This window comes from Pseudochryseolinea flava (assembly GCF_003286915.1).
In the GTDB taxonomy this organism is placed as follows: domain Bacteria; phylum Bacteroidota; class Bacteroidia; order Cytophagales; family Cyclobacteriaceae; genus Ohtaekwangia; species Ohtaekwangia flava.
The window spans coordinates 564,227-590,190 of record NZ_QMFY01000001.1; the positions used below are offsets into that span (position 1 = coordinate 564,227).

Below are 25,964 nucleotides of genomic sequence, written 5' to 3' on the forward strand. Positions count from 1 at the left end.
TCTGGCAGGCTTTTCTTTGGGAACAAAGAAACTTTCGCAAATAACGCATCCCAGCAAATTAAAATTAGCCAAAGCGTGGTCTGCCCACCCCACAAGATACTATCCTATCGGAGAGTTGACCCACCACACATTTCCAAATGGATCAGCAAATCCTCCACCGCGCCCGTAATCACGATCTGCTATTTCGTTTAAAACAGTGCCGCCCAAGCTGACAGCGCGTTGAAGTACTGCATCGACGTTTTCGACCCAAATGAAAGAGGCACTGGGAAATGGTGGATAAAGTGTGTTTGCCTCCATGTACATAATCACAGCCTCGCCAATGCGCAACTCCCCATGCTGGATCGTTTCGCCACTTCGGGCCGCATACTGAACCTTGGCGTGAAAAACTTCTTCCATAAATGTGGTAAAAGCTACCGCGCCTGACACGTTGATGTAAGGCATAATCGGAGAATACTGTTCTGGAATTTTCATGGTTTGTGTTTGTTTAATGATCGCTCGAAGATCATCACAAAACATTCTGAAAAATTGGAAAAACACGACACGTCAGGCATGCGTGTGAGGAATCAATCGTGCTTGATGGATGTAAAGTATTGCCGTGGGCTCACACCCGAAAACGTTTTGAAGTCCTCGATAAAATGCGCTTGATCGTAGTAGCCAAATGTATAAGCTAAGTCAGTTAATGTGGTTGGCGCGTTTTTGTACGTATGAACAGCATTCGAGAATCGTACGATGCGCGTATAAAGCTTTGGACTGAAACCTGCGAATTGTTTGAATGACCTTTCAAATTGTCGTACCGAAACGCCATACTCGGCAGCCATCTCTTTCACACTGATCTGCCCCCGTCGCTCCAATGTCTGTTTCACAGCTATCGACATTTTGCTCAACGGAGAATTACACTGTCTAAGTTTTCGTTCGATGAATCTCGACAAGATTTCAACGCGTGCCTGATGATCACTTGCTACCATCACTTGTTCTTCAAGCAGTGTCCCTTCATGGCCTAGCAATGAGTACAGGTCTGGCATCTCGCCACTCATGGCTTCGGGCGGAATATTAAACAGCGTTGTTAAGGTGTAGGGATACAGGTGAACGCCGAAAATCCCAAACGCTGAGTGCGTAACAAAGCGTCGTGCATACTGCGATTGCGCTTGAACACCCGAGCGCCAAGATAACTCTTCGCGATTATCAACAATCTCGTTGAACGTACCATGATAGTGAAAAACCATTTCAGCGAGACCATCAGCAAGCGCATGATGTTGGTAAGGGATATCACCTTCAAGAATCCAAAAACATCGAACGTAATTCGCTAAATGTTGTGGCGGCTTGATAACATGATATCCCATACTATAAATTGAATTATCCGAGTTTCTTCGCAGCTTCTTCCCAGTTTACAATGTTCCACCAGTTTGTGATGTACTCGGCACGCTTGTTTTGATACTTGAGATAGTAAGCATGTTCCCACACGTCAAGTGCTAAGATTGGCTTGCCTTTAAAATCGCTTACGTCCATCAACGGATTATCTTGATTGGCAGTGGATCCAATCTTTAGTTTGCCACCATCAACAACCAACCAAGCCCAGCCGGAACCGAAGCGGGTCGTAGCAGCTTGTGCGAACTGCTCCTTAAATTTCTCGAATGAGCCAAAAGCACTGTTAATTGCCTCTGCAATTTTTCCTGTCGGCGCAGCGCCACCATTTGGCTTCATCGCTTCCCAAAAGAAATTATGATTCCATGCACCACCCCCATTGTTACGAAGTTTAGCCGACAGCTTCGACGTGTTCGCAAAAAAATCTTTCTCGTTCTTATAGGCAACTTTCTCAGCTGCAATCGCTTCGTTTACATTCTTAATGTAGGTTGCATGATGCTTGGTATAATGAATTTCCATGGTCATCGCATCAATGGAGGGCTCAAGGGCTGCATAGCCATAAGGAAGTGGTACCTGCGAAAACTGAAATGAATCTGATGCTGTATTATTGTCTGCGAATGACTTCATAGCCAATGGAAGACTGAGTGATGTAATGGCAGTTGCTTTGAAAGCTTGCTGCATAAATTCCCTACGTGTTTTTTTCATCGTACAATTTTTAAGGTCGAAGGTTAAAAGAACAAGGCATCGATCGTTTTTGCAAACCCATTGTGCCGAACGGTGTACATTGGAATAGGACGGCATTAAAATTAACCAAAAATTTTTAGCTTGCGGCCTAACTAGAGACCACGTTATGGACGAAAAATTATACGACGAAATCCCGTCGCTGGACCTCGCCGATTTTACACGCGGTGATGAAAAGTCTCGGCAGAAATTTGTAGCCGCACTGGGCGATGCCTATCACAACATCGGCTTCGTCGCCATCAAAAATCACTTCCTTACTGACGAACAGCAGCAAAGGCTTTACGATGCCATCAAAAAGTTCTTCGCGCTCAGCGACGATGTGAAGAAAAAATACGAAGGCGCTCACATCGCTGGACAACGCGGCTATACCGGCAAAGGAAAAGAACACGCCAAAGGGCGAAACACCGGAGATTTAAAAGAGTTCTACCACGTCGGCCAAGAGTTAAGTGATAGCGAACTAAAATCCGAAGGCTACCCAGCCAACATTTGGCCAGCTGAAGTTTCTGAATTTAAAGCTATCGGCAATGAAGTATATCGCGCGCTTGAGAAAACAGGCACGTACATGCTTCGCGCAATCGCGTTATATCTGAACCTGCCAGAGCACTACTTCGACGATAAGATCAAGAATGGAAATAGCATACTACGTCCAATCCATTACTACCCGATCGAAAACCCTGACGCCGTACCTGCGGATGCTGTAAGAGCTGCTGAACATGGCGACATCAACCTCATCACACTGCTGATGGGCGCGAGCGCTGATGGTCTTCAAGTGCTTCGTCGCGATGGTAAGTGGATTCCGATAACAGCATTGCCGAACCAACTCGTCGTGAACGTTGGCGATATGCTTGAAAGGTTTACGAACAAGAAACTTAAGTCGACCATTCACCGCGTTGTAAATCCACCGAGAGAGTTGATGAATACCCCGCGCTACTCGATTCCTTTCTTTATGCATCCGCGATCAGAGATGAATCTCGCAGCGCTTCCATCATGTGTCGATAACGATAATCCGAAAATATTCGAAGACATCACTGCTGGAGAATTCTTAGATCAACGTCTTCGTGAAATTGGCTTGAAGAAGTAAAATGGTTTACACCTTGAAATACTTGACGGGTCTGTGATTCGCCAGGTTAAATACACCACTTTCTTGCGCGATGTGCTCGTGCTGGCCTTCACCACATTTGGAGGTCCTCAAGCACATCTTGCACATTTCCAAAAGATACTGATCGACAAGCGAAAGTATCTGTCAGAAGAGGATCTCATGGAATTGAATTCGCTCTGTCAGATGCTTCCTGGACCGACCTCAACACAAACGCTTGCCGCTATCGGCTATCGACTTGGCGGACCTAATCTCGCGTATCTAACGTTGTTGGTTTGGATCTTACCCGCCGTGATTGTGATGACAACAGCCGGCGTGATCATGTCGAGTATTCAAGAAAAAAATTGGTCTCTCGCGTTCACCAGTTTCATTGAACCCATGGCCGTTGGATTTATTTCGTACGGCGCATACTTTATCAGTATCCGCACCATCAATACAAAAACAGGAACCGCGTTGTTTGTGATTGCAGCAGTATTCTCCTATATCATTCAAACACCGTTCATCTTTCCTGCTATTCTCTTGGGGGCCGGATTAGTTACGGCATTGAAATACAAAGCGCAGCCTAAAGAGGAGAAAACAAAAATTGTAATCCCGTGGGCAAATTTTACACTATGGGCAGGCGTGCTTATTGTAGCAGCGATATTGGGTGGCGTTACCAAATCACTACATGTAAAACTCTTTGAAAATTTTTATCGAAATGGAAGCCTCGTCTTTGGCGGAGGACAAGTACTTACACCATTGCTCTACACCGAATTTGTTGAGGTCACAGAAGGTACGAAAGAAGATAATACGCGGGCTAACGAGCTAAAAACTAAAATCAAAAAACAATATAAACTTAAACCACTTCACCACCCCGTTTCGCATAATGAGTTTCTTTCTGGCTATGCTTTCGCGCAAGCTTTGCCCGGTCCCGTGTTCTCTTTCAGCGCATACATTGGTGCGTTGTCGGCGCGTGACTTCGGTGTTGGTGGTGCTATTCTCGGTGGCATAGTGGCCGCGCTTGGAATTTTCTTACCAGGAACATTTTTAACATTTTTCGTGATACGCTTCTGGGAGAGCTTAAAAAAATACCGCGGCGTGCGCGCATCGCTCGAAGGAATAACCGCCGCAAGTTGTGGACTTGTTGCCGCATCGGCCATCATACTATTTCAACCGCTCGCAAATACTTTTCTTAACTTCAGCGTAACCATTGCAACGTTCTGCCTTCTCGCTTTTACCAAAGTTCCGTCGCCCGTCATTATCGTTGGCGGATTGCTGTTGGGATTTGGTTACCGCGCTGTCTTTATGCAGTAGCAAGTGCACAAATACTTAGATCACATCGACTGGCAATTTGATTTGGTCGGAATAAAATTTCATCCGCGAATGATTCGTATCTAACAAGATAATACGCTCGATGATTGTGTTCTTATGATTGATAAATACTTCGAGATAAAAATTACCAAGAAGGTAAAGATTGATTTTGTATCCGTAGTAGCGTATAGCCATCACAAACGTACCTTCTTCATAAAGTACATCGATCTTTTCCTGAAGCGGAAGTTTCCTATAATCTGGCCACGCGATCATGCTTCAACATAAACGAAAAATAGTGGGTAAGCAATATTGACAGTCATGGAAGTTTTTATTTTAATATTCACACACGAGCTTGTCGAAATCGATTGAAAAAACTGTGCCGAATTTTACTCGATCATTCGTTCTCTTCGCGAAGTCAAAGGTACAGTCGACTTAATCTTCGTTTTATACGATGTTCATTTTCGTGAAACTCGGTCACTAAAATTTTCATCATGAAACATCTCACGATAATTACACTAATCATTTTTAACACGCCGCTTTTTGCACAGAAGTCCGGCAACTCAAATTTTCGGCAACATGGCGCCGCCGCACTGCCATCACTACAAACTCAGGTAAACGACCAGCACATCCTGTTTTCGGTACACGGACTTTTGAATGTAAAAGCAGATTATTATGTGGTAATCTTTAATGTCACGCAACTCGGCGAGACTGCACAAGAGACGGACTCCCTTCTTTCACGACGCGTCGACAAATTTGAAAAAGAAATGAGGCGTATGGGAATCGATAGCATTGAAATAGTGACAGATATGATAACGTTTGTACCACGCTATGATTTTAAAGTTGTTGAAAAGCTCTTTAGCAAAACTTACAATGAAGTGCCCGACGGCTTTGAGCTACAGAAAAATATTATTGTGACGTATAAAAAAACCGATCAACTCAACCAGATCATCACAGCAGCAGCAACAGCAGAGATTTATGACTTGGGAAAAGTTGACTACTTCATTAACGATGTATCCAAGCAACACGAGAAGCTACGTTTAAAATGCTTAGAATATTTAAAGGAGAAAATTAAATCGTATGAGATCGTCGGTGTAAAACTCGACGGAGTAAAACGTTCGCTCAGTGAAGACTTTGCCACCATGCTTCCACACAATCGCTATGAACAGTATACAGCTGTTGCGCGACCTTCGATGCGCGCCATTAAGAGAGCATCCGGTAACCTTGATAAAATCTCATATGCCGACTTAACACCTTCTCGTTTTTACAACGCAATTGCGTACGACCAATATGACGTCGTCTTGAATCCGGTTGTACGCGAACCAATGGTTCAACTCACGTACCGCGTGAACATACAGTTTGACCTGAAAGAAACTGCTGACACAAAGACTCAGGTCTTGTTTATAACACCCAACGGTCAATTACAAAATATTGATTTAACGAAAGCAATCCCATAACACCGGGTCCAGATACAACAGCGAAATCAGTAATAAAAAAAGCCTTCACATTTCGGAAGGCTTTATTTTTTTGGGGGTGAATGATGGGGCTCGAACCCACGACCTCCAGAATCACAATCTGGCGTTCTAACCAACTGAACTACAATCACCATGTACTCGTCCAGGCGTTACCGGGACATTTTGGGGACTGCAAATTTAGGGATTGAGCCCGAATTTGCAATATATCTTTACCATTATAGTCACTAATTACGCAAAAAACTCTATTCCACATGCGCAGGCCTGTAAACCGAGCCTAATTGTTGATTTCCCAACGGGAAAACTAGCGACTAAAAGTCAATCGTAGTCCTTTTACACTTTCGTCGAACACACCATTCTCGTAAGCAAGGTGACCAGAAACAAACGTGTGAGTAACTTGCGATTTGAATGTCACGCCTTCCAGCGGAGACCATCCACACTTTGAAAGCACATTGCCTTTCGTCACCGTCCAAGGTCTTTCGAGATCAACCAAAACGATATCTGCGAAATATCCCTCCCGGATATATCCGCGTTTGTTAATCTGAAATAAGATCGCCGGGTTGTGACTCATCTTCTCAACGATCTTCTCAAGCTTCATTTTTCCTTGGTGATAAAACTCCAACATCGCTGTTAAACTGTGCTGCAGCAATGGACCGCCAGAAGGCGCTTTGGAATAGGGATTGCTCTTCTCTTCCAAAGTATGCGGCGCATGATCCGTGGCAATTACATCAATACGATCATCTAGCACAGCCTTGAGAATTTCTTGCTGATCATTCGCCGACTTCACAGCGGGATTCCATTTGATAAAATTTCCGAGACGTTTGTAGTCATTATCATTAAACCAAAGATGATGGATACAAGCTTCGGCCGTGATCTTCTTTTTTTCTAATGGAATACTATTATCAAACAACGCGGTTTCTTTCGCAGTTGAAATATGCAGAATGTGGAATCTGGTGCCGTGCTTTTTTGCAAGACCAATAGCAAACGACGATGACTTATAACATGCTTCCGCATTTCTAATCAATGGATGGCTTTCTACAGGAATATCATCGCCATATTTTTCTTTGAAAGCCGCCGTATTATTTCTGATGGTTTGTTCGTCTTCACAATGCGCAGCAATCAGTGAGGGAAATTGTGAAAAGAATTGCTCAAGTTTTACGGGATCATCAACCAACAAATTTCCTGTCGATGAACCCATAAAAATTTTCAGTCCGCATACCTTGGTGATATCGGTCTTCATTACTTCATCGAGGTTATCGTTTGATGCTCCGATAAAGAACGAATGATTGGCGAGAGCTGTTTGTGAAGCAATTTGAAATTTCTGCTCCAAAAGTTCCTGCGTAAATGTTGGTGGATTTGTGTTTGGCATCTCCATGAAACTTGTTACCCCGCCGGCAACACCAGACCTCGCTTCCGTATAAATTGTTGCCTTGTGTGTGAGGCCCGGTTCACGAAAATGAACCTGATCGTCTATGACACCAGGAAGTAAATATTTTCCTTTTGCATCGATTACCCGATCAGCCTTCGTCGATGATAGGTCTTTGCCAATCTTTTCTATGTATTGTCCTTTGATCAACACGTCGCCCTGAAAGAGCTCGCCTTCGTTGACTATATTTGCATTGAGGATTAATGTAGTTCTCATCGTGTTGTAAAATTAAACGCAAAACGTGTCTGCCATCACATCTTTCGAAGATTTTAATCTGAATCGACAGCTGCTCAACGCCGTGAGTGACCTTGGATTTTCTGAGCCCACCGAAATCCAGCAGAAATGTATCCCACTCATCCTGGGTGGCCAGGAGGTGATCGGCATCGCGCAGACGGGTACTGGAAAGACAGCGGCATACCTTCTACCGCTGCTGATGAAAATTAAATATGCGCAGGGAACCGAACCGCGCGCGTTGATTCTCGCACCCACAAAAGAACTTACGATTCAGCTCGCTGAGCATGCTGCGCTTCTTGCAAAATATACTGACCTCCGCATACTTCCGTTGTACGGCGGTATTGGCCCGAAAACACAAATAGAAAAAATTAAAGCCGGTGTCGATATCATCATCGCCACACCAGGTCGCTTCATGGAACTTTACTTACGAAACGACCTGCCCACCAAGCAAATAAAATTCATGGTGCTTGACGAAGCTGATCGCATGATGGACATGGGTTTCATGCCACAGCTGAGAAAAATTCTTGAGGTAATTCCACGCAAGCGCCAGAACTTATTATTCTCAGCAACTTTCCCAGAGAAAGTAGACAGGCTGTCTTCGGAATTTTTGGAATTTCCAACCAAGGTTGAAGTGACGCCACAAGCCACCACGGCGAAACAAGTTGAGCAAGAACTTTACGAAGTTCCAAACTTGAAAACCAAGATCAACTTCATCGAGCACCTGCTTCAAGATAAAGAGACATTTAACCGCGTCATTATCTTCACGAGAACGAAGGAGCACGCCGACAATGTATTCAGTTTTATTGAGCGAAAAGGACTCGGCCCAGCAAAGGTCATTCACTCTAACAAAGGACAGAACACACGCATTAATGCGGTGAATGAATTTAAAGAAGGCAACCTTCGAATACTTGTATCAACGGATGTTACAGCACGTGGTATCGATGTTGTAAAAGTTTCTCATGTCATCAATTTCGATGTACCTGTGTTGTATGTCGATTATGTCCATCGCATCGGTCGAACAGGACGCGCCTTCCAAGAAGGTAAAGCGATCACATTAGTAAACATGGCCGAAGAATATCACATCGAAAAAATAGAAGAGATTATTCGCGAAAAGATCCCACGTAAAATTCTTCCAGGAGAAATTTTCATTGAGAAAACACCTTTTGAAGAAAAGCAAGACATGAAACGCGAAATCGATAATCAACGAAAAAGAGAAGACCCTACGTTTAAGGGAGCGTTTCACGATAAGAAAAATCTTCCGAAAAGCTGAAAGCTCAAAGCAGAAAGCTCAAAGTAGAAAGCGCTGCTACTCCAACAATATTCTCAAAAATCAAAAAAGGACACCGAGAGTGTCCTTTTTTATTGCAATAGCTTTACGCTTTTAGCTTTCTGCTTTAAGCTCTTACCCGTTCATCGAAAGCAAGAACTCTTCGTTGCTACGTGTGCCTTTCATTCTGCTTTGCAGGAATTCCATTGCTTCTACAGAATTCATGTCAGCCATAAATTTGCGAAGGATCCATACGCGTTGAAGTTCTTCTTCTTTCATCAACAGGTCCTCGCGACGTGTACCCGATGCAGGAACATCGATAGCAGGATAAACTCTCCTGTTAGAAAGTTTACGATCCAGCTGAAGTTCCATGTTACCTGTACCTTTAAATTCTTCGAAGATAACTTCATCCATTTTAGAACCTGTATCGATCAACGCTGTAGCAATGATTGTCAATGATCCACCGTTTTCAATATTACGTGCAGCACCGAAGAAGCGCTTAGGTTTGTGAAGTGCATTCGCATCAACACCACCGGAAAGGATTTTTCCAGAAGATGGCACAACCGTGTTATAAGCGCGTGCAAGACGTGTGATAGAATCCAACAAGATCACTACGTCGTGACCACATTCAACCATGCGTTTTGCTTTCTCCAACACGATAGCAGATACTTTTACGTGACGCTCAGCTTGCTCGTCGAAAGTAGAAGCGATTACTTCTGCTTTTACACTGCGCGCCATATCCGTTACCTCTTCTGGACGTTCATCGATTAGCAGCACAATCAAATAAACCTCAGGGTGATTTTCAGCAATCGCGTTAGCAATATTCTTTAACAACACTGTTTTACCAGTCTTCGGTTGTGCTACGATCATACCGCGTTGCCCTTTACCAATTGGAGAGAACAAATCGAGGATACGTGTAGAAAGATTATCGGGTGTTGTGCTGAGCTTTAATTTTTCATCCGGGAAGAGTGGTGTGAGATATTCGAAAGCTACGCGGTCACGAATTTCGTCAGTTGTTTTTCCGTTAACAGATTCAACTTTTAATAAAGCGAAATACTTCTCACCTTCTTTTGGTGGACGGATAAGACCTTTGCAAGTATCACCCGTTTTCAACCCAAACAATTTGATCTGCGATGGCGATACATAAATATCGTCGGGGCTTGCCAGGTAGTTATAGTCAGAAGAGCGAAGGAAGCCGTATCCATCTTGCATGATTTCCAACACGCCTTCATTGCTGATCGCGCCATCGAATTCACGAATAGCAAGACGTTGTGATTGTTGTTGATGGTGTGGACGTTGCTGCTGCGGGCGTTGCTCTTCATGACTCTCATGACGTTCGCTGCGCTGCGGAGCTTCTTCGGTCGTATTTTTATTATTGCTCTCTGACGACGAATATGCTTCAGACGAATCGTCGAAAGATGATACAGATGAGTTTCCGAAATCAAGATTGATAGAATCTAATAATTCGTCGGTTGACAAATCATCAGATGAACTTTCCTCGGCCTTCGGCGGTGTTGGTGCAACGTTCTCGCGACGACGCGGTCTCATCTTGCGTTCCGGTTCAGATTCAGTTGAGGCAGTAGGTGCAGATTTTTTTGCAGGTGCTGGGGCAGTTTCAGGGGAGGCAGCTTGTTGATCGAGAATCTTGTAGATAAGATCCTGCTTGGACAACTTCTTGGCGTTCTTTACGCCCATTCCCTCAGCAATCTCTTTTAGCTCAGAAAGGAGCCTGACATTCAGGTCGTCAATAGTGTACATGTGGATTAAAAATGAATTGTGTTGTAAAAATGATATGTTTTGAATTGCATATGATCGCAGCCTAAACGCTGACTATCATGAGACTGATAACTTGAAACAAAAATTAGATAAAATGTTACGGATTTAATTCAGAGGGCTTGAATAAGCCGAATGACCTTGCAATAATAGGGTAAAAATGCCTATAATCAAACGGATGGAAATATTTTATTGTTCCCCGCAACGTGCTGGCAACACAAAAAAACTAATTTTGGGACCTTAATTTCGATCCATGCTACAACTTGCAGTTATCCGCGAAAACACACAAAAAGTGCTTGATGGCCTTGCTAAAAGGAACTTCAAAGATCGCGAGGACGTCGTCCGTCAGGTGATCGACAACGATCAGCTTAGAAGAGATACACAAAAAATCCTCGACGAATTAAAAGCAAAATCTAATACTGATGCCAAGAAAATTGGCGAACTCATGAAGTCGGGAAAAAGCGAAGAAGCTACTTCGCTGCGAGCAAGCGTGGCATCCGATAAAGAAAAGGTAAAGGCTCTCGAAGTTGAACTCGATACCTACGAAAAGAAACAACTCGAACTTCTCTACAAGCTTCCCAATGTGCCCACTGAAAAAGTACCGGCCGGAAAAAGTAGTGAAGACAATATTGTTGTTCATGAGAAGGGTACTGTACCAACACTTCATGGTGACGCGCTTCCACACTGGGACCTTATCAAAAAGTATGACATCATCGATTTTGATCTCGGTGTAAAAATATCGGGCGCTGGATTTCCAGTCTATAAAGGTAAGGGCGCAAAACTTCAACGCGCGTTGATTAACTTCTTCTTAGACGAAGCTGAAAAGCAAGGCTACAAAGAAGTACAACCGCCGATCGTTGTCAATGAAGCTTCTGGCTATGGCACAGGACAACTACCGGATAAGGAAGGACAAATGTACTTCGTGACAGAAGACAATCTTTATTTGATTCCTACCGCCGAAGTTCCAATCACAAACCTTTACCGCGACGTGATCTTAAGTGAAGACGAGCTTCCTGTTAAAAATGCTGGCTACACACCTTGCTTTAGACGAGAAGCTGGAAGTTGGGGTGCACATGTTCGTGGTCTGAACCGCCTTCACCAGTTCGATAAAGTTGAGATTGTTCAAATTAGAAAACCCGAAGAGTCTTACCAGACACTTGAAGAGATGACAACGTATGTAGAAAGTTTGCTGACTAAGCTTGAACTTCCTTTCCGTCGACTACTACTTTGTGGTGGCGATATGGGTTTTTCATCTGCCATGACTTACGATCTTGAAGTTTTCTCTGCAGCGCAACAACGCTGGCTTGAAGTAAGCTCGGTCAGTAACTTCGAAACCTATCAGGCGAATAGGTTGAAACTTCGATACAAAAACAAAGATGGTAAAACGCAATTGCTGCATACGCTCAATGGTAGCGGACTTGCACTACCGCGAATCGTTGCTTCTATTCTCGAAAACAATCAAACAAAAGATGGTATTCGAATTCCAGCGGCATTAGTGCCTTATACAAAGTTCGATATCATCAATTAAGCTTCTGACAAGTCGCTAACCTTTAAAAATGTTGAACGTCCCGAAACCAAAAAAGCCACGCAATGCGTGGCTTTTTTATGATCGTTTACTTAAGTTCTTAACCGACTAGGCTTCTTCACCAATATGCACGAAAGATTCATCCTTCGCTTCAAGATTCGAAGAGCCCATCAACCATGTATCAACAGCGCGCGCCGCTTCGCGTCCTTCTGAGATCGCCCATACAACGAGTGATTGTCCACGTCGCATGTCGCCAGCCGAGAACACACCTTCTACCGAACTCATATAGTTGTTCGACTTGATGTTGCCCCGCTCGTCAAGTTCAATTTTCAATTCGTCTACGATACCGCCTTTTTCGGCACCCGTAAATCCAATTGCTAAGAATGCAAGCTCACAAGGAATAATGCGTTCTGTACCCGCGATTTCTTCGAAGCCCATTTTGCCTTGCGCATTTACGCCCCACTTGATATCGACTACCTTAAGGCCCGTGAGACGTCCGCTATTGTCTCCTAAGAATTCCTTCGTAAGGATAGCCCACTGACGTGTAACACCTTCTTCATGTGATGATGAAGTCATCAGTACCATCGGCCAAAGTGGCCAAGGATTGCTGGCTTCGTTTCTGGTCAACGGAGGTTTTGCAAGAAGTTCAATTTGTGTAACAGACTTGGCACCGTGACGATTTGATGTACCTACGCAATCTGATCCGGTGTCTCCACCGCCGATCACAAGTACATTCTTATCAGTAGCGAGAATTTCATTGGAGAATATTTTATCCCCCGCTACGCGCTTGTTCTGTTGCGACAGGAATTCCATCGCAAAGTGAACACCTTTAAATTGTCTGCCTGGAATCGGAAGGTCACGGGGCGCAGAGGCACCACCACACATGACGATTGCATCGAACTCGTCTTGCAGATGCTTGGCGCTGATGTTAACACCAACGTGCGCATTAGTACGGAATACGATTCCCTCTTGCTCCATCAAGCGAAGACGGCGATCCAATACGTATTTCTCCAATTTAAAGTCAGGGATACCATAGCGAAGAAGTCCACCAATCCGGTCACTTCTTTCGAACACGGTCACCCAATGTCCAGCCTTGTTAAGTTGTGCTGCAGCGGCGAGTCCAGCAGGGCCTGAACCAACAACGGCTACGCGCTTACCGGTTCTGGTCTTCGGAGGGTTAGCTTTAATATAACCTTTCTCATACCCTTGTTCAGCAATCGTCTTCTCGATGTACTCGATCGTAACAGGTTTGTTATTGATACTTAGCACACAACTTGCCTCACATGGCGCAGGGCAAATTCTCCCGGTGAACTCTGGGAAGTTGTTCGTGCTACTGAGAATTTTAATTGCTTCTTCCCATTTGCCGGAGTATACCGCATCGTTAAATTCAGGAATGATATTCCCAAGTGGACAACCGTTGTGACAAAAAGGAACACCGCAGTCCATACAACGTGCTGCTTGTTGTTTTACTTTTTCCTTGTCGAGCGGATTATATACTTCTTTATAATCATTGAGACGTTCTTTTGGGTCGCGTGATTTTGGCATCTCGCGATCGAACTTCATAAATCCATCTATCTGTCCCATCTTCTTAAATGTCTGGTGTAATTGTTAATTGGTCTCGATTATTTCACTTCTACTTTTTTGCCTTTCGCTACAGGCGCTTCAGCTTTTGTAGACGCACCGTTACGTGACGCTTTCAACTTCTGCAGCACAGCCTTGTAATCTCTTGGCATTACTTTCACGAACAAGTCTACAGCGGTTTCCCAATTTTCAAGAACCCATTCTGCAGGATCGCTACCCGTATACTTGAAATGCTTTTCGATCATCGCTCTCACTTCTGCCTTATCTTCGTCCTCCATCGTCTCGAGATCAACCATTTCGCGGTTGCATAATCTCTCAAGCGCATGTTCCGGATCGAATACATAAGCGATACCACCGCTCATACCAGCTGCGAAATTTTTACCTGTCTTACCCAACACAACTACACGACCGCCAGTCATGTATTCACAAGCATGATCACCAACACCTTCTACAACTGCTGTAACACCGGAGTTACGAACGCAGAAGCGTTCACCTGCTTGGCCTCTGATAAATGCTTCACCAGACGTTGCGCCGTAGAACGCCACGTTACCAATGATCATATTATCTTCTGGTTTGAATGATGCTTCTTTGTCTGGATAGATCACGAGCTTACCACCCGACAATCCTTTTCCGAAATAGTCGTTGGCTTCACCTTCCAATTCGAATGTTACACCCGGTGCAACAAACGCTGCAAAGCTTTGACCGGCAGAACCTTTGAAATGGAACTTAATGGTATCCTCTGGGAGACCTTTGCCTTTGTATTTTTTGGAAATCTCATTCGACAACAATGCACCGACTGAACGATCTGTGTTGCGGATGATAAATTTCTCTTGAACAGGCTCACAATCATCAAGCGCTGGTCTTGCGGCTTCAACCAATTTCCAGTCGAGTACTTTTTCAAGTTCGAAATCTTGCTCGATCTGCTTGAACATTCCAACACCCTCACGTCCTTCTTCTTTATGGAGAATTGGTGACAAGTCAAGTTTCTTAATCTTCCAATGTTCGATGTCTTGACGAACGCGAAGAAGATCGGTACGTCCTACCATTTCAGTTACTGTTCTGAAACCCAGTTCAGCCATGATCTCACGAAGATCTTGAGCAAGGAATCCGAAGAAGTTCACAACGTGATCAGGATCACCTGTGAAAAGTTTTCTCAAGCTTTCATCTTGTGTTGCGATACCTACTGGGCAAGTATTCAAGTGGCACTTGCGCATCATGATACATCCTTCAACAACAAGGGCAGCCGTAGCAACACCCCACTCTTCGGCACCCAACATTGCCGCTATCGCGATATCTCTACCTGAACGGATTTGTCCGTCAGTTTGAAGAACAACGCGGCTGCGAAGATTATTTTTTACAAGCGTTTGATGCGCTTCTGCCAGACCAAGTTCCCATGGCAAACCTGCGTGACGAATAGAGCTGATTGGTGATGCTCCGGTTCCGCCGTCGGCACCTGAAATCAAGATTGCGTCTGCTTTTGCTTTTGCAACACCTGCGGCTACTGTACCAACACCAGCCTGTGACACAAGCTTCACATTGATACGTGCTTGGCGGTTTGCATTCTTCAAGTCGAAGATCAGCTGCGCCAAATCTTCGATCGAATAGATATCGTGGTGAGGAGGAGGTGAAATCAAACCTACACCAGGTGTTGAGTGACGAACCTTACCGATCCATTCATCTACTTTATGACCAGGAAGCTGTCCACCTTCTCCAGGTTTCGCACCCTGCGCCATCTTAATTTGAAGTTCGTCTGCATTCGATAAGTAGTAGCTCGTTACACCAAAACGTCCCGACGCAACTTGTTTAATAGCAGAACGCTCCCAATCGCCATTCTCTTTTTTCTCAAAACGAATTTCATCTTCTCCACCTTCACCGCTGTTGCTCTTACCACCAATTCTATTCATGGCGATGGCAAGCGTTGCGTGTGCTTCGTGAGAAATAGATCCGAACGACATTGCACCTGTAGCAAAACGTTTGAAGATTTCTTCCGCCGGCTCTACTTCCGCAATTGGAATAGGATTACGTTTCTTAAATTCAAAAAGACCTCTGATCGTAATCTGATCTTTTGTTTGATCGTTGATCTTCTGAGTGTACTTCTTGTAGAGTTCGTAGTTATTAGTCTTGGTCGAATGCTGGAGCAAGTGAATAGTCTCAGGGCTAAACATGTGTTTCTCACCACGACGCTTCCAAGAATAAATTCCGCCCACCTGGAGTTCTTTGCTCTCCGCTTCAAAAGCAAGTTGATGACGCACCAATACTTCTGTTGCAATGTCGTCGAAAGACAATCCTTCAATTCGGCTGATGGTTCCTTTGAAACATTTTTCCATCACGTCGCTTCCAATACCCAGCGCTTCAAAAATTTGCGCAGATTGATATGACTGCAATGTGCTGATACCCATTTTCGACATGACTTTCAACAAGCCATTGCCAATACCTTTCTGATAGTTTGCGAATGCCTCTTCATCGTCAAGCGGCTTGTAGAACATGCCATGCTTGTTCATGAAATGGATAGTCTCAAGCGCGAGATATGGATTGATAGCACTTGCGCCATAACCGATGATGGTCGCGAAGTGATGCACTTCCCAAACGTCGCCAGCCTCGACAACAAGACCTGCTTGCGTACGGATGCGCTTGCTTACCAAATATTGATGTACGGCTCCTACTGCCAACAATGTTGGAATCGGCGCATATTCATCACTAATCTTTTTGTCGGACAAGATGATGATCTTCTTCCCCGCGCGGACCGCTTTTTCTGCTTCGGCACAAATGCGATCGATATTTTCTTCGAGTCTACCAGGAGCACCATCTGCCTTAAACACACATTGAATAACAGCAGCTTCGAAACCTTGATCTTGTAAGTGTTTCAATTTTTCAAGATCCTGATTTAACAACACGGGTTGTGAAATGTGAATCTGGTTTGTATGCTGGGGTGTCTCTTCAAGTACGTTAAGACTCGCACCAACTCTTGTAAATAATGACATTACAAGACGTTCGCGAATCGGATCAATTGGCGGATTACTTACCTGTGCAAAAAGTTGTTTAAAATAATTCGACAAGTGACGGCTCTCTTTCGAAAGGATTGCTTGCGGCGAATCATCGCCCATGGAGCCTATTGCTTCGTACCCCTTTTCCGCCAATGGAAGAAGAAGTACTTTAACATCTTCAGAAGTATAACCGAACGCGTTCTGGCGTTGAACCAATGATTTCTCATCGAAACTTGTTTCAATCCATTCTACTTCAGGCTCTAGTCTAAGCTTCAAGCGATTTTGAATGATCCAGTTGTAGTAAGACTTACCTTCGTATACTGAGCGTTTTACTTTTTCGTCGTCAAGGATTTTTCCTTGCTCGAGATCGATCATCAGCATTTTGCCTGGTGTGATACGACCTTTTTCGAGAATATCTTTTGGATCAACTGGCAATGCACCAGCTTCAGATCCAGCAATCACGCGACCTGAACGTGTCACACAATATCTTAAAGGACGAAGTCCATTGCGATCGAGGGTAGCACCAATGCGTGAACCATCTGTGAAAACCAATGCAGCAGGACCATCCCACGGCTCCATCATCGAAGCGTGATATTTATAGAAAGCCTTGCGGTGTGGATCCATCAACTTGTTATCCTGCCATGCTTCCGGAACAAGCATCATCATCACGTGAGGAATACTTCTTCCTGATAGTACGAGCATTTCAACCAATGCATCCAAGTTCGCGGAGTCAGAACCGTCAGGACTAGTGATTGGTGTTAATCGTTTAATTTCTTCATCTGTAAAAAGCGTCGACTTGAAAAGCGCTTCTTTCGACTTCATTTTATTGACGTTACCGCGAATGGTATTGATCTCGCCATTGTGCGCGATATAGCGGAATGGTTGGGCAAGTTTCCAGTTCGGGAATGTATTGGTAGAGAAGCGTGAGTGAACAAGGGCGAGCGCCGTTTTCATACGCGCATCTTGTAGATCGTCGAAGTAAGCACGAAGCTGCTCTGTACGAAGCTGACCTTTATAGATAATTGTGCGCGCAGAGAACGATGTGATGTAGAACTCATTGTTCGTTCCTTTCACTGTGCTCGAAATGGTATGAGAGGTGAAATTACGAAGAACGAAAAGGCGGCGTTCGAAAGCGTCACCCGTTAGTGAAGCGTCAACAGGTTTTACGAAAACTTGTTCGATCACCGGTTCAACTTCAGCTGCACCTGGACCAGGAATGCTATGGTCGACAGGCACGACACGGAAGCCGAGAACTTCTAAACCTAATTCTTTAATATTTTTTCGCAATACCTCGCGGCATGCATTCATTACCTTCTTATCGCGTGGAAAGAACACCATACCGACGCCATATGAACCCAGTGCTGGGATTTCAAATCCTAGGCGCGTTGCTTCTTCTACAAAGAAGTCATGCGGTATTTGCAGCAACACCCCAGCGCCATCACCGGTTTTAGGGCTACTACCTCGGCCTCCGCGGTGCTCCATGTTTTCGAGCATCGAGAGGGCATCACGTAAAGTCTGGTTCGTTTTGCTACCATTAATATTAGCAACAAAGCCAATACCGCAGGCATCGTGTTCCAGTTCTGGGGTGTACAAACCACGGCTGGTAATCTCTTTCATCTTCTTTCTTTTGTTTACTAGGTTGGGTGCGTTTCGGACGACTTGGGGCCAAACGAATCTCTAAAATACTTAACAAACCGATAGAAAATTTCGAGCTACTTAGGCAGCAACAGAATTTTTGGAATCTTTTTAGAAATGTTTCAGAATGTTTACAAATCCTGAAAACGTACACGATTGCACTGGCTTCACATTTGAAAAAATACAGGAACTCCGAAAACGATTGAAAAATTTTCAGAAAATCACTGAAAAAACACTCGAAAGTTCAAGATTTACAGAGAGTTATTGAATTTGAAACGTTTTGTAAAAATGCAGGGTTAAATTTGACCCTACTTGTCAAAAACACTACACTTTCTCGCGCGAACCATCTCTTTTTTACCCGGTGGTCCCGATAAAGTTGAAATTTCCAAGTTGAGCGCTTTGAGATCACGCTTGAGCTGTCCTTTTGCACAATATGTCACGAAAATTCCGCCCCTTTTTAAACTCGCCGAAACCTTGGAAAGTATCTCTTGTGTCCACATTTCCGGTTGCTTGTTTGGAGCGAACGCATCGAAATACACCACGTCGAAAGACTCGACCGGAGGCGTAAGGTCCTCTAATGATTGTTCGATCTTTCTGAGATAGAACTTCGGCGTTAGTTCCACGAACGTATTCCACTCCGCACGATGCAAGGCTACGAAACCAGCCTTGGCCCTGTCATCTGGTGCATAATTTAATTTCGACCAAAGCTCTTCTGGAATCGGAAAAGTTTCAAGCGATGTATAGTTAATTCTTTGTGAAGTTTCGAAGGACCGCTGCCATGTTAGAAACGCGTTCAATCCGGTACCGAAGCCAATCTCCAAAACATTAACCTCCGAAACATCCGGATGCTGCTCTAGAAAATGATCAAGCCCCATTTTAATAAATACGTGCTTCGACTCTTGCAACGCGCCATGCACAGAGTGATAGGTCTCATTTAATTCACTATTCCGTAATGAATGAGATCCGTCGGCCGTTGTGATAATTTCAATACTCATGAATCTTTGAATATTAATGCTACGGCATACGCGTTCACACCTTCTTCACGCCCCACATAACCTAATGTTTCTGTTGTCGTTGCCTTTATACTGATATCATCTTCTTCGATGTTCATCAACGGTGCCATTGTTTTTTTCATGGCGTCGATATGAGGATTCACTTTGGGTTTTTCAAGTGCTATCGTGCAATCTACATTACCCACGCGCCATCCTTTTTCGTGAAGCATACGCGTCACTTCTTTCAAAAAAAATTTTGAATCCATTCCCTTCCATCGCTGATCCGTATTCGCGAAATGAAAGCCAATATCGCGAAGGTTTGCTGCACCAAGCAACGCATCACAAATTGCATGGATCAAAACATCTGCATCTGAATGCCCCACTGCGCCTTTGTTTCCAGGCAATTGAACACCACCCATAAAAAATGGCCTTCCCTCTTCCAGTTGATGAACGTCGAAGCCCATCCCAACTCTAATCTTATTCATGATTTACGCTTGAGAACTTATATGTAAATATCATCGGGATATTTAACGTGCACCAAATATAACCCATACGGAGGAACATTCGCGCCTGCTTTTTTCCGGTCTCGATGGTGGATGATATTCTTAAACTCCTCGACAGAAATTTTCCCGGTGCCCACGTCTATTAATGTGCCTACGGTCGCACGAACCATACCCCGCAAAAACCGATTCGCTGCGATTACAAATTCCAATCTATCTCCCTGCACATGCCACTCCGCTTGTGTAACGTCACAAAGAAAATGTTTTACGTTAGTTTTCACTTTGCTAAACGATTCAAAATCGTGCTCGCCTAACATGTGCGATGCTGCTTCATTCATCAGATCTATATTGACGTGCCGGAAGTGATGCCAGGCGAGTTTATCAAGAAACGGATTTCTAACTGTTGTGATGCGATAATTATAGACGCGTTGTAATGCAGCGTATCGTGCGTGAACATCGTCACGAACGCGGCGTACCGATGGTAGATAAATATCTTTTGGCAGGAATGCATTCAGACGAAAGAGTAGCTGATCAAGGTCTTCAACATCTTGCTGCACATCGACGTGAAAAAATTGTTGCTCGCAATGAACACCGGCATCCGTTCTACCACTACCATAAATCTCGACTTGCTCTCTCAAGAGTTTTCCTAAAGAATCTTCAACAACCGACTGAATACTGATGCCGTCTTGCTGTGTTTGCCATCCGATATAATTGGAGCCGTTGTATTGGATTTCGAAGAAGAGGCGCATGTTGAGAAGTCAGGAGACAGGAGTCAGAATTTTTGAACTCAAATACAAGGATAGTATAGTATAAGGAATCTTTAATAGCGGCATTGAAAAAACTTTGTTTTCACAGTCAAGAAGATGCTTCGATTGCTTTTATATAGGCGTCAAGAAGTTTGCTGGTTTCTTCGGATGAATTTTGCAAAATTATTGTATCTGCATACCCTAAATCGTTAGAAAGTAACGCATAGTACTTACACTCCTCCAGCGATGCTTGTGCAATATTTAAAAACCGAATCTTTTCGGGCTTGGTCCTTTTCCGATAGCCCTCAACAATGTTTGCAGCAATCGAAACAGCAGCTCGCCGATATTGTTGGGTCAAACAAAATAATTCTTCCCGTGGAAACACTTTTGTCAACCCATACACAGATAAAACTAATTGGTGAGCTCTCTGCCAAACGACAAGCTCCTTAAAACTTTTTGATTTTTGCATAACGGTAAAATTTATTAGTATAACATATAAAACTATTCACGCTGCATTCTGACTCCTGACTTCTGTCTCCTGACTCCAAAATTCACAGCCTCTCAAAAACAATCGCTATCCCTTGCCCTACTCCTACGCACATGGTTGCTAAACCGTAACGCACTTTTCGCCTTTTCATCTCGTGAAGTAATGTGGCACTGATGCGTACGCCACTGCAGCCCAATGGATGTCCTAAAGCAATAGCGCCTCCGTTGACGTTGACAATTGCCGGATCAATATTGAGATCGCGAACGCAGGCCAATGATTGTGACGCGAAAGCTTCATTGAGTTCAATCAAACCAATGTCGCCTATTTTTAATCCAGCGCGTTGCAATGCTTTTTGCGTGGCGGGTACGGGACCGATGCCCATGTACGCAGGATCTACACCTGCGACACCGATCGCGACGATGCGGGCCATTGGCGTGAGATTAAAATTCTTTAGTGCCGATTCGCTCACAATTAAACTTGCGGCAGCGCCGTCGTTTATCCCCGAGGAATTTCCGGCGGTGACGGTGCCGTTCTGCTTGAATGCTGGTTTTAATGACGCTAGTTTTTCGAGCGAAGTCATTCTTGGATGTTCATCCGCGTCGAAAACGCGAGTGTTCCCTTTTTCATCCTTGATATCAACAGCAACCAATTCCGCTTTGAATTTTCCGTCGCTGAAAGCACGCTGATATTTTTCTTGCGATTGCAAGGCGAAGGCATCTTGCGCTTCTCGCGAGATGTTCCATTTCTTGGCCACATTTTCCGCCGTTTCACCCATTGAATAGGGATAGTAGAGATCCGAGAGTTTTTTGTTAATGAATCGCCACCCGATGGTCGTATCAAAAATTTCGGCTTGTCTTGAGAAAGCGGATGTCTGTTTCGGCATCACAAAAGGAGCGCGACTCATACTCTCGACACCTCCCGCGATGTAAGACACGCCATCACCCGATTGGATTGCACGCGCAGCATCCGCGATCGCTTGAAGTCCTGAAGCACAAAGTCTGTTCACTGTAACACCAGCAATAGTAGATGGCAATCCCGCCAGCAACAATGCCATCCTCGCGACATTGCGATTGTCTTCACCGGCTTGGTTCGCAGCACCGAAAACAACCTCTTCTATGTTATTGACATCGAACGACGAATTTCGTTGGAGCAGCGTTTTGATGACAAGCGCTGCTAAATCATCGGGGCGACTTGCCGCTAAGGCTCCACCGTATTTTCCGATTGGTGTTCTTAAAATATCAACGACATAAGCTGAAGTACTCATAAAATTTTATTTACGGGCGGCGAGGTACGAAATTTTTATACTTTTGCCCTGCCTTCGTCGACAGGACGAGGCCAAGTTAAACGAACACGCTTATGTGGCAAAGAATTCAAACCCTATTTCTCATCGTCGTTATAGCAAGTCTTGTTGGATCGCTTCTTATGCCTATTTGGGCGTCGCAGGTGTCGGAAAGCAAGACACACCTTCTATATGCGTTTCACTATTCCATAAAAGAAAAGACGGCTACAGGCGATACGCTTACAACAGCCTATTTGCCATACGCCCTCACGGCATGTTTAATGGTTGCCGCGATTACACTGGCCATCATCGAAATTGGGCGTTATAAAAATAGACTGCTGCAATTGAAATTGGGCGCATTGAATTCACTGTTTATCGCTGGAGCTATGGCGTCGGCATTATACTTTTCTTACCAGTTACATGGCCAATTGGGAGGTGCATTTGGTTTCGGACTATGGTTGCCTTTTGGTGCGGTGATCTCTAATTTCTTGTCCAACCAATTCATTCGCCGCGATGAAAAGCTCGTACGCGATTCAGACCGCTTGCGATAACTTTGTTTACAATCTAACCTTATTTGCGGCATTTGTTGGTTATGCCGTATGCTGCCGCCGATGATATGCAAACATTGGCACGATCACTGCGTTATAAGGCTTCATAAAATTTACCCTTTATGAAGAAGTTCTTATTCAGCCTCTTATTTCTGATTACCATTGCCGGAGCTGCCGTGGCGCAAGAGTATCGAATCATCACGACAATCGAATCGATTGTGCCTGCGGGTATCGGTAGGTCACGTATGCTCGATCCAAAACAATCGGCAGATTACAAACCATTGACGACATCGCGCACGGATGGAAAGAAGTCTGATCAAGGCGATGTAAAGCGCGACGATATTAAAATAGACGCTTTCGACGAAACCAAGCTGCTCAACTTTTTTAGTGTTGCAGGCATTAACTTTCAAAATATTGCCTCCAATGATGCTGTTGTTTCCTCCAAGCTTACAGAGATGGCCAAAGAGGGATGGACCCTTGTATTTGTCACCAGCGGCGTAGAGAGTGACGGCGGCGAAACTGATGGAAACGGAATTTTTATTACGCGATATATCTTCAAAAGATAGTTCAGAAAACTTAAAAGCTTAAAGCAGAACGTCGAAGACGGCGCGTTTCGCGACGCACAAAGCGGAAAGCTCTAAGCAAAGGTGTTTCAAGTTACTTGCGGCTACCCAAACGCGTGGCTTGAAACACTGCTATTTTCGCTTATCCACGGGGAAGCCCTCACTTTTTTGATTTTTTAATCCTGTCTGCTTACTCTATTATCCCTCCAATGCTGCTCCAAACAAGCTACGTTCGGCTGTACTCTATAAGTATAAGGTGAGTATAGGATAAGTACAGGATAAGTATAAAATCTTTAACGGTCCTCGGTGGGTTATCGAATGCGATATTAGCAAAAAATGCCGGGCAGTAACCTCTGGTTTCGGCGACGAAGCGACGATTGTATGCAAAGATGAAAATTACCGGGGCTTAATCGCTCTTAGCTCAAAGCTCGCAACTCACAGCTACCTCACCATTTGCTGTCATCCTGTCATAATTTTAGTCTTGGAACAATTTTGGACAGCTCGGAATACGTTCAAAAACAAAAAATTTATGGCAGAAGCACAGGAAAAAGGTACCATTTCAATTCATACTGAGAATATCTTCCCCATCATTAAGAAGTTCTTGTATTCCGATCATGAGATCTTTTTGCGGGAATTGGTGAGTAATGCCGTTGACGCGACTCAAAAATTGAAGAAGTTATCGTCCATGGGAGAATTCACGGGCGAGCTCGGCGACCTTACCATAAATGTTTCGTTCGACAAAGAAAAGAAAACCATCACCGTTAGCGACCGTGGCCTTGGTATGACGGGAGATGAGATTAAAAAATACATCAACCAGATCGCGTTTTCTGGTGCCACAGAATTCGTAGAAAAGTTCAAAGACAAAGGTGATGCAAAAGACATCATCGGAAAATTCGGATTAGGATTCTATTCCGCTTTTATGGTGGCCGAAAAAGTAGAAATCGTTTCTCGTTCCTACAAAGTTGACAATGCCAGCGAAGCTGTTCGTTGGGAATGCGATGGTTCGACAGAATTTGAACTCACGCCAGCTGAAAAAGCAGAACGTGGAACAGACATCATTCTACACATTAATGCAGACTCTGAAGAATTTTTAGACGAGTGGAGATTAAAAGGCATCCTTGACAAATACTGCAAATTCCTTCCTGTGGAAATTAAGTTTGGCATGGAGGGCGAAAGTGTTGAAGACGGCACAGACGAACAAGGCAAACCAAAATATAAGACGATCCAAAAAGATCGTATCATCAACAACCCGGCTCCGCTTTGGGCAAAATCTCCAGCCGAATTAAAAGATGAAGATTATCTAAAGTTCTATAAAGAGCTGTATCCATATACTGAAGATCCATTGTTCTGGATTCATCTCAATGTAGACTATCCTTTCAACCTCACCGGCGTATTGTACTTCCCTAAAGTAAAAGCCGATTTTGAACTTCAGCGAAATAAAATTCAACTCTACAGCCGTCAAGTATTTATTACCGATGAAGTGAAGGATGTCGTTCCCGACTTCCTCATGCTTCTTCACGGTATTCTTGACTCGCCAGATATTCCGTTGAACGTTTCTCGTAGCTACTTGCAGAGCGACGCGAACGTGAAGAAAATTAGCGCACACATTACCAAGAAAGTAGCCGATAAACTTCAAGAGTTATTCAAGAAGGACCGAAAAGATTTTGAGAAGAAGTGGGATGACATCAGCATATTCGTGAAGTACGGTATCATCAGCGACGACAAGTTCTATGATAAAGTAAAAGACTTTGCGTTGTTTAAGAATGTTGATGGTCAGTATTTCACTTTTGAAGAATACAAAGAGAAGGTTAAAGCCAACCAAACAGATAAAGACGGGCAACTTATTTATTTGTATACATCGAGTGCAGGAAAGCAAGACAGCTTTATCCAGGCAGCGAAGAACAAGGGCTATGATGTTCTTCAACTCGACGGTGTGATCGATAGTCACTTCATCAATACGTTGGAGCAGAAGCTTGAGAAAACTCAGCTGAAGCGTGTGGATAGCGAGATTGCCGACAAGTTGGTAGAAAAAGACGAGAAGCTTGAAAGCGTGTTAAGCGAAGATGAGAAGACACAAATTAAAGGTGTATTTGATAAAGCCATAAACAACACAACATTCACGGTAACAGTTGAATCGCTGTCGACAGATGAATTGCCGGTGGTTATTACCATGAGCGAATTTATGCGTCGTATGAAGGACATGGCTAAGCTTGGTGGTGGTGGCGGATTTGGTTTCATGGGCAATATGCCGGATAACTATGCTGTCGCGGTAAATGGTAATCACTCCATCATCCAAAAGATCTTGACTGCATCCAACGAAGAGCAAAAGATTAAACTCGCAAAACAAGCATACGATCTAGCGTTGCTATCGCAAAATATGTTAACAGGCGCCGACCTCACGAGCTTCATTAAAAGAAGTGTAGAGTTGGTGAGTTAATAGCTGCACATTAATGACGGATATTACAA

Annotated in this window: 21 protein-coding genes and 1 tRNA gene; 8 read left to right on the forward strand and 14 right to left on the reverse strand. The window is 44.1% G+C overall.

Features of this window, described 5'->3' with window-relative positions; all coding sequences use genetic code 11:
• Positions 1-99 precede the first annotated feature (99 nt).
• The 3 genes from DQQ10_RS02585 to DQQ10_RS02595 form a co-directional block, all read right to left on the reverse strand.
• Entirely contained in the window at positions 100-471 is a 372-nt protein-coding gene (locus tag DQQ10_RS02585; protein ID WP_112745744.1) for a VOC family protein, read from the reverse strand.
• Positions 472-563: 92 nt separating this feature from the next.
• Positions 564-1,340 carry a helix-turn-helix domain-containing protein gene (locus tag DQQ10_RS02590; RefSeq protein ID WP_112745220.1) on the reverse strand — a complete coding sequence of 259 codons (777 nt, stop codon included), beginning with the start codon at positions 1,338-1,340 and terminating at the stop codon, positions 564-566.
• Between the two features lie 13 nt (positions 1,341-1,353).
• The gene (locus DQQ10_RS02595; RefSeq protein ID WP_112745221.1) at positions 1,354-2,067 is read right to left on the reverse strand and encodes a superoxide dismutase; all 714 of its coding nucleotides are present in this window, start codon (positions 2,065-2,067) and stop codon (positions 1,354-1,356) included.
• Between the two features lie 145 nt (positions 2,068-2,212).
• On the opposite strand from DQQ10_RS02595, the gene DQQ10_RS02600 reads away from it, so the two are divergent.
• A complete protein-coding gene (locus DQQ10_RS02600) occupies positions 2,213-3,184 on the forward strand; it encodes an isopenicillin N synthase family dioxygenase (RefSeq protein WP_112745222.1) in 972 nt (323 codons plus the stop codon).
• 33 nt (positions 3,185-3,217) lie between these two features.
• Entirely contained in the window at positions 3,218-4,492 is a 1,275-nt protein-coding gene (locus DQQ10_RS02605) for a chromate transporter (protein ID WP_112745223.1), read from the forward strand.
• 15 nt (positions 4,493-4,507) lie between these two features.
• Here the strand turns inward: DQQ10_RS02605 and DQQ10_RS02610 are convergent, their stop codons facing one another.
• Positions 4,508-4,762, reverse strand: coding sequence for a hypothetical protein (locus tag DQQ10_RS02610; protein WP_112745224.1), 255 nt, complete (start codon positions 4,760-4,762; stop codon positions 4,508-4,510).
• A gap of 218 nt (positions 4,763-4,980) precedes the next feature.
• On the opposite strand from DQQ10_RS02610, the gene DQQ10_RS02615 reads away from it, so the two are divergent.
• A complete protein-coding gene (locus DQQ10_RS02615) occupies positions 4,981-5,943 on the forward strand; it encodes an SIMPL domain-containing protein (RefSeq protein WP_112745225.1) in 963 nt (320 codons plus the stop codon).
• A gap of 71 nt (positions 5,944-6,014) precedes the next feature.
• Here DQQ10_RS02615 and DQQ10_RS02620 read toward each other — a convergent pair.
• Both DQQ10_RS02620 and DQQ10_RS02625 read right to left on the reverse strand, forming a co-directional pair.
• A tRNA-His gene (locus DQQ10_RS02620) sits at positions 6,015-6,093 on the reverse strand.
• A gap of 169 nt (positions 6,094-6,262) precedes the next feature.
• Entirely contained in the window at positions 6,263-7,600 is a 1,338-nt protein-coding gene (locus DQQ10_RS02625; RefSeq protein WP_112745226.1) for a dihydroorotase, read from the reverse strand.
• Between the two features lie 25 nt (positions 7,601-7,625).
• On the opposite strand from DQQ10_RS02625, the gene DQQ10_RS02630 reads away from it, so the two are divergent.
• Positions 7,626-8,888, forward strand: a complete 1,263-nt coding sequence (locus DQQ10_RS02630; RefSeq protein WP_112745227.1) for a DEAD/DEAH box helicase — start codon at positions 7,626-7,628, stop codon at positions 8,886-8,888.
• A gap of 132 nt (positions 8,889-9,020) precedes the next feature.
• On the opposite strand, the gene rho is transcribed toward DQQ10_RS02630, so the two are convergent.
• On the reverse strand, positions 9,021-10,643 hold the full coding sequence (rho, locus tag DQQ10_RS02635) for a transcription termination factor Rho (protein ID WP_112745228.1): 1,623 nt from the start codon (positions 10,641-10,643) through the stop codon (positions 9,021-9,023).
• A 268-nt stretch (positions 10,644-10,911) separates the two neighbouring features.
• On the opposite strand from rho, the gene serS reads away from it, so the two are divergent.
• Positions 10,912-12,186 (forward strand): serine--tRNA ligase, encoded by a 1,275-nt coding sequence (gene serS, locus DQQ10_RS02640; protein ID WP_112745229.1) that lies wholly within the window; start codon positions 10,912-10,914, stop codon positions 12,184-12,186.
• A 105-nt stretch (positions 12,187-12,291) separates the two neighbouring features.
• On the opposite strand, the gene DQQ10_RS02645 is transcribed toward serS, so the two are convergent.
• From DQQ10_RS02645 to DQQ10_RS02675, 7 genes are all read right to left on the reverse strand, one after another.
• Entirely contained in the window at positions 12,292-13,767 is a 1,476-nt protein-coding gene (locus DQQ10_RS02645) for a glutamate synthase subunit beta (protein WP_112745230.1), read from the reverse strand.
• Positions 13,768-13,805: 38 nt separating this feature from the next.
• On the reverse strand, positions 13,806-18,365 hold the full coding sequence (gene gltB, locus DQQ10_RS02650; RefSeq protein WP_112745231.1) for a glutamate synthase large subunit: 4,560 nt from the start codon (positions 18,363-18,365) through the stop codon (positions 13,806-13,808).
• Between the two features lie 326 nt (positions 18,366-18,691).
• Positions 18,692-19,378 (reverse strand): tRNA (5-methylaminomethyl-2-thiouridine)(34)-methyltransferase MnmD, encoded by a 687-nt coding sequence (gene mnmD, locus DQQ10_RS02655; RefSeq protein ID WP_112745232.1) that lies wholly within the window; start codon positions 19,376-19,378, stop codon positions 18,692-18,694.
• Entirely contained in the window at positions 19,375-19,860 is a 486-nt protein-coding gene (gene ispF, locus DQQ10_RS02660; protein WP_112745233.1) for a 2-C-methyl-D-erythritol 2,4-cyclodiphosphate synthase, read from the reverse strand. Before ispF ends, mnmD begins: the two co-directional genes overlap by 4 nt.
• Before the next feature lie 17 nt (positions 19,861-19,877).
• Entirely contained in the window at positions 19,878-20,624 is a 747-nt protein-coding gene (truA, locus tag DQQ10_RS02665) for a tRNA pseudouridine(38-40) synthase TruA (protein WP_112745234.1), read from the reverse strand.
• Between the two features lie 106 nt (positions 20,625-20,730).
• A complete protein-coding gene (locus tag DQQ10_RS02670) occupies positions 20,731-21,090 on the reverse strand; it encodes a four helix bundle protein (protein WP_112745235.1) in 360 nt (119 codons plus the stop codon).
• 82 nt (positions 21,091-21,172) lie between these two features.
• Positions 21,173-22,372: an acetyl-CoA C-acyltransferase gene (locus DQQ10_RS02675; protein ID WP_112745236.1), complete on the reverse strand. Its 1,200-nt coding sequence runs from the start codon at positions 22,370-22,372 to the stop codon at positions 21,173-21,175.
• A 92-nt stretch (positions 22,373-22,464) separates the two neighbouring features.
• On the opposite strand from DQQ10_RS02675, the gene DQQ10_RS02680 reads away from it, so the two are divergent.
• From DQQ10_RS02680 to htpG, 3 genes are all read left to right on the forward strand, one after another.
• A complete protein-coding gene (locus tag DQQ10_RS02680) occupies positions 22,465-22,938 on the forward strand; it encodes a DUF4293 domain-containing protein (protein ID WP_112745237.1) in 474 nt (157 codons plus the stop codon).
• A gap of 119 nt (positions 22,939-23,057) precedes the next feature.
• A complete protein-coding gene (locus DQQ10_RS02685) occupies positions 23,058-23,501 on the forward strand; it encodes a hypothetical protein (protein WP_112745238.1) in 444 nt (147 codons plus the stop codon).
• A 526-nt stretch (positions 23,502-24,027) separates the two neighbouring features.
• Positions 24,028-25,935 carry a molecular chaperone HtpG gene (gene htpG / locus DQQ10_RS02690; RefSeq protein WP_112745239.1) on the forward strand — a complete coding sequence of 636 codons (1,908 nt, stop codon included), beginning with the start codon at positions 24,028-24,030 and terminating at the stop codon, positions 25,933-25,935.
• The last annotated feature ends 29 nt before the right edge of the window (positions 25,936-25,964 follow it).

Coding starts and splice junctions, on each gene's coding strand:
- DQQ10_RS02585 (WP_112745744.1), bottom strand. CDS start 471: ATGAAAATTCCAGAACAGTATTCTCCGATTATGCCTTACATCAACGTG.
- DQQ10_RS02590 (WP_112745220.1), bottom strand. CDS start 1,340: ATGGGATATCATGTTATCAAGCCGCCACAACATTTAGCGAATTACGTT.
- DQQ10_RS02595 (WP_112745221.1), bottom strand. CDS start 2,067: ATGAAAAAAACACGTAGGGAATTTATGCAGCAAGCTTTCAAAGCAACT.
- DQQ10_RS02600 (WP_112745222.1), top strand. CDS start 2,213: ATGGACGAAAAATTATACGACGAAATCCCGTCGCTGGACCTCGCCGAT.
- DQQ10_RS02610 (WP_112745224.1), bottom strand. CDS start 4,762: ATGATCGCGTGGCCAGATTATAGGAAACTTCCGCTTCAGGAAAAGATC.
- DQQ10_RS02615 (WP_112745225.1), top strand. CDS start 4,981: ATGAAACATCTCACGATAATTACACTAATCATTTTTAACACGCCGCTT.
- DQQ10_RS02625 (WP_112745226.1), bottom strand. CDS start 7,600: ATGAGAACTACATTAATCCTCAATGCAAATATAGTCAACGAAGGCGAG.
- rho (WP_112745228.1), bottom strand. CDS start 10,643: ATGTACACTATTGACGACCTGAATGTCAGGCTCCTTTCTGAGCTAAAA.
- serS (WP_112745229.1), top strand. CDS start 10,912: ATGCTACAACTTGCAGTTATCCGCGAAAACACACAAAAAGTGCTTGAT.
- DQQ10_RS02645 (WP_112745230.1), bottom strand. CDS start 13,767: ATGGGACAGATAGATGGATTTATGAAGTTCGATCGCGAGATGCCAAAA.
- gltB (WP_112745231.1), bottom strand. CDS start 18,365: ATGAAAGAGATTACCAGCCGTGGTTTGTACACCCCAGAACTGGAACAC.
- mnmD (WP_112745232.1), bottom strand. CDS start 19,378: ATGAGTATTGAAATTATCACAACGGCCGACGGATCTCATTCATTACGG.
- ispF (WP_112745233.1), bottom strand. CDS start 19,860: ATGAATAAGATTAGAGTTGGGATGGGCTTCGACGTTCATCAACTGGAA.
- truA (WP_112745234.1), bottom strand. CDS start 20,624: ATGCGCCTCTTCTTCGAAATCCAATACAACGGCTCCAATTATATCGGA.
- DQQ10_RS02670 (WP_112745235.1), bottom strand. CDS start 21,090: ATGCAAAAATCAAAAAGTTTTAAGGAGCTTGTCGTTTGGCAGAGAGCT.
- DQQ10_RS02675 (WP_112745236.1), bottom strand. CDS start 22,372: ATGAGTACTTCAGCTTATGTCGTTGATATTTTAAGAACACCAATCGGA.
- DQQ10_RS02680 (WP_112745237.1), top strand. CDS start 22,465: ATGTGGCAAAGAATTCAAACCCTATTTCTCATCGTCGTTATAGCAAGT.
- DQQ10_RS02685 (WP_112745238.1), top strand. CDS start 23,058: ATGAAGAAGTTCTTATTCAGCCTCTTATTTCTGATTACCATTGCCGGA.
- htpG (WP_112745239.1), top strand. CDS start 24,028: ATGGCAGAAGCACAGGAAAAAGGTACCATTTCAATTCATACTGAGAAT.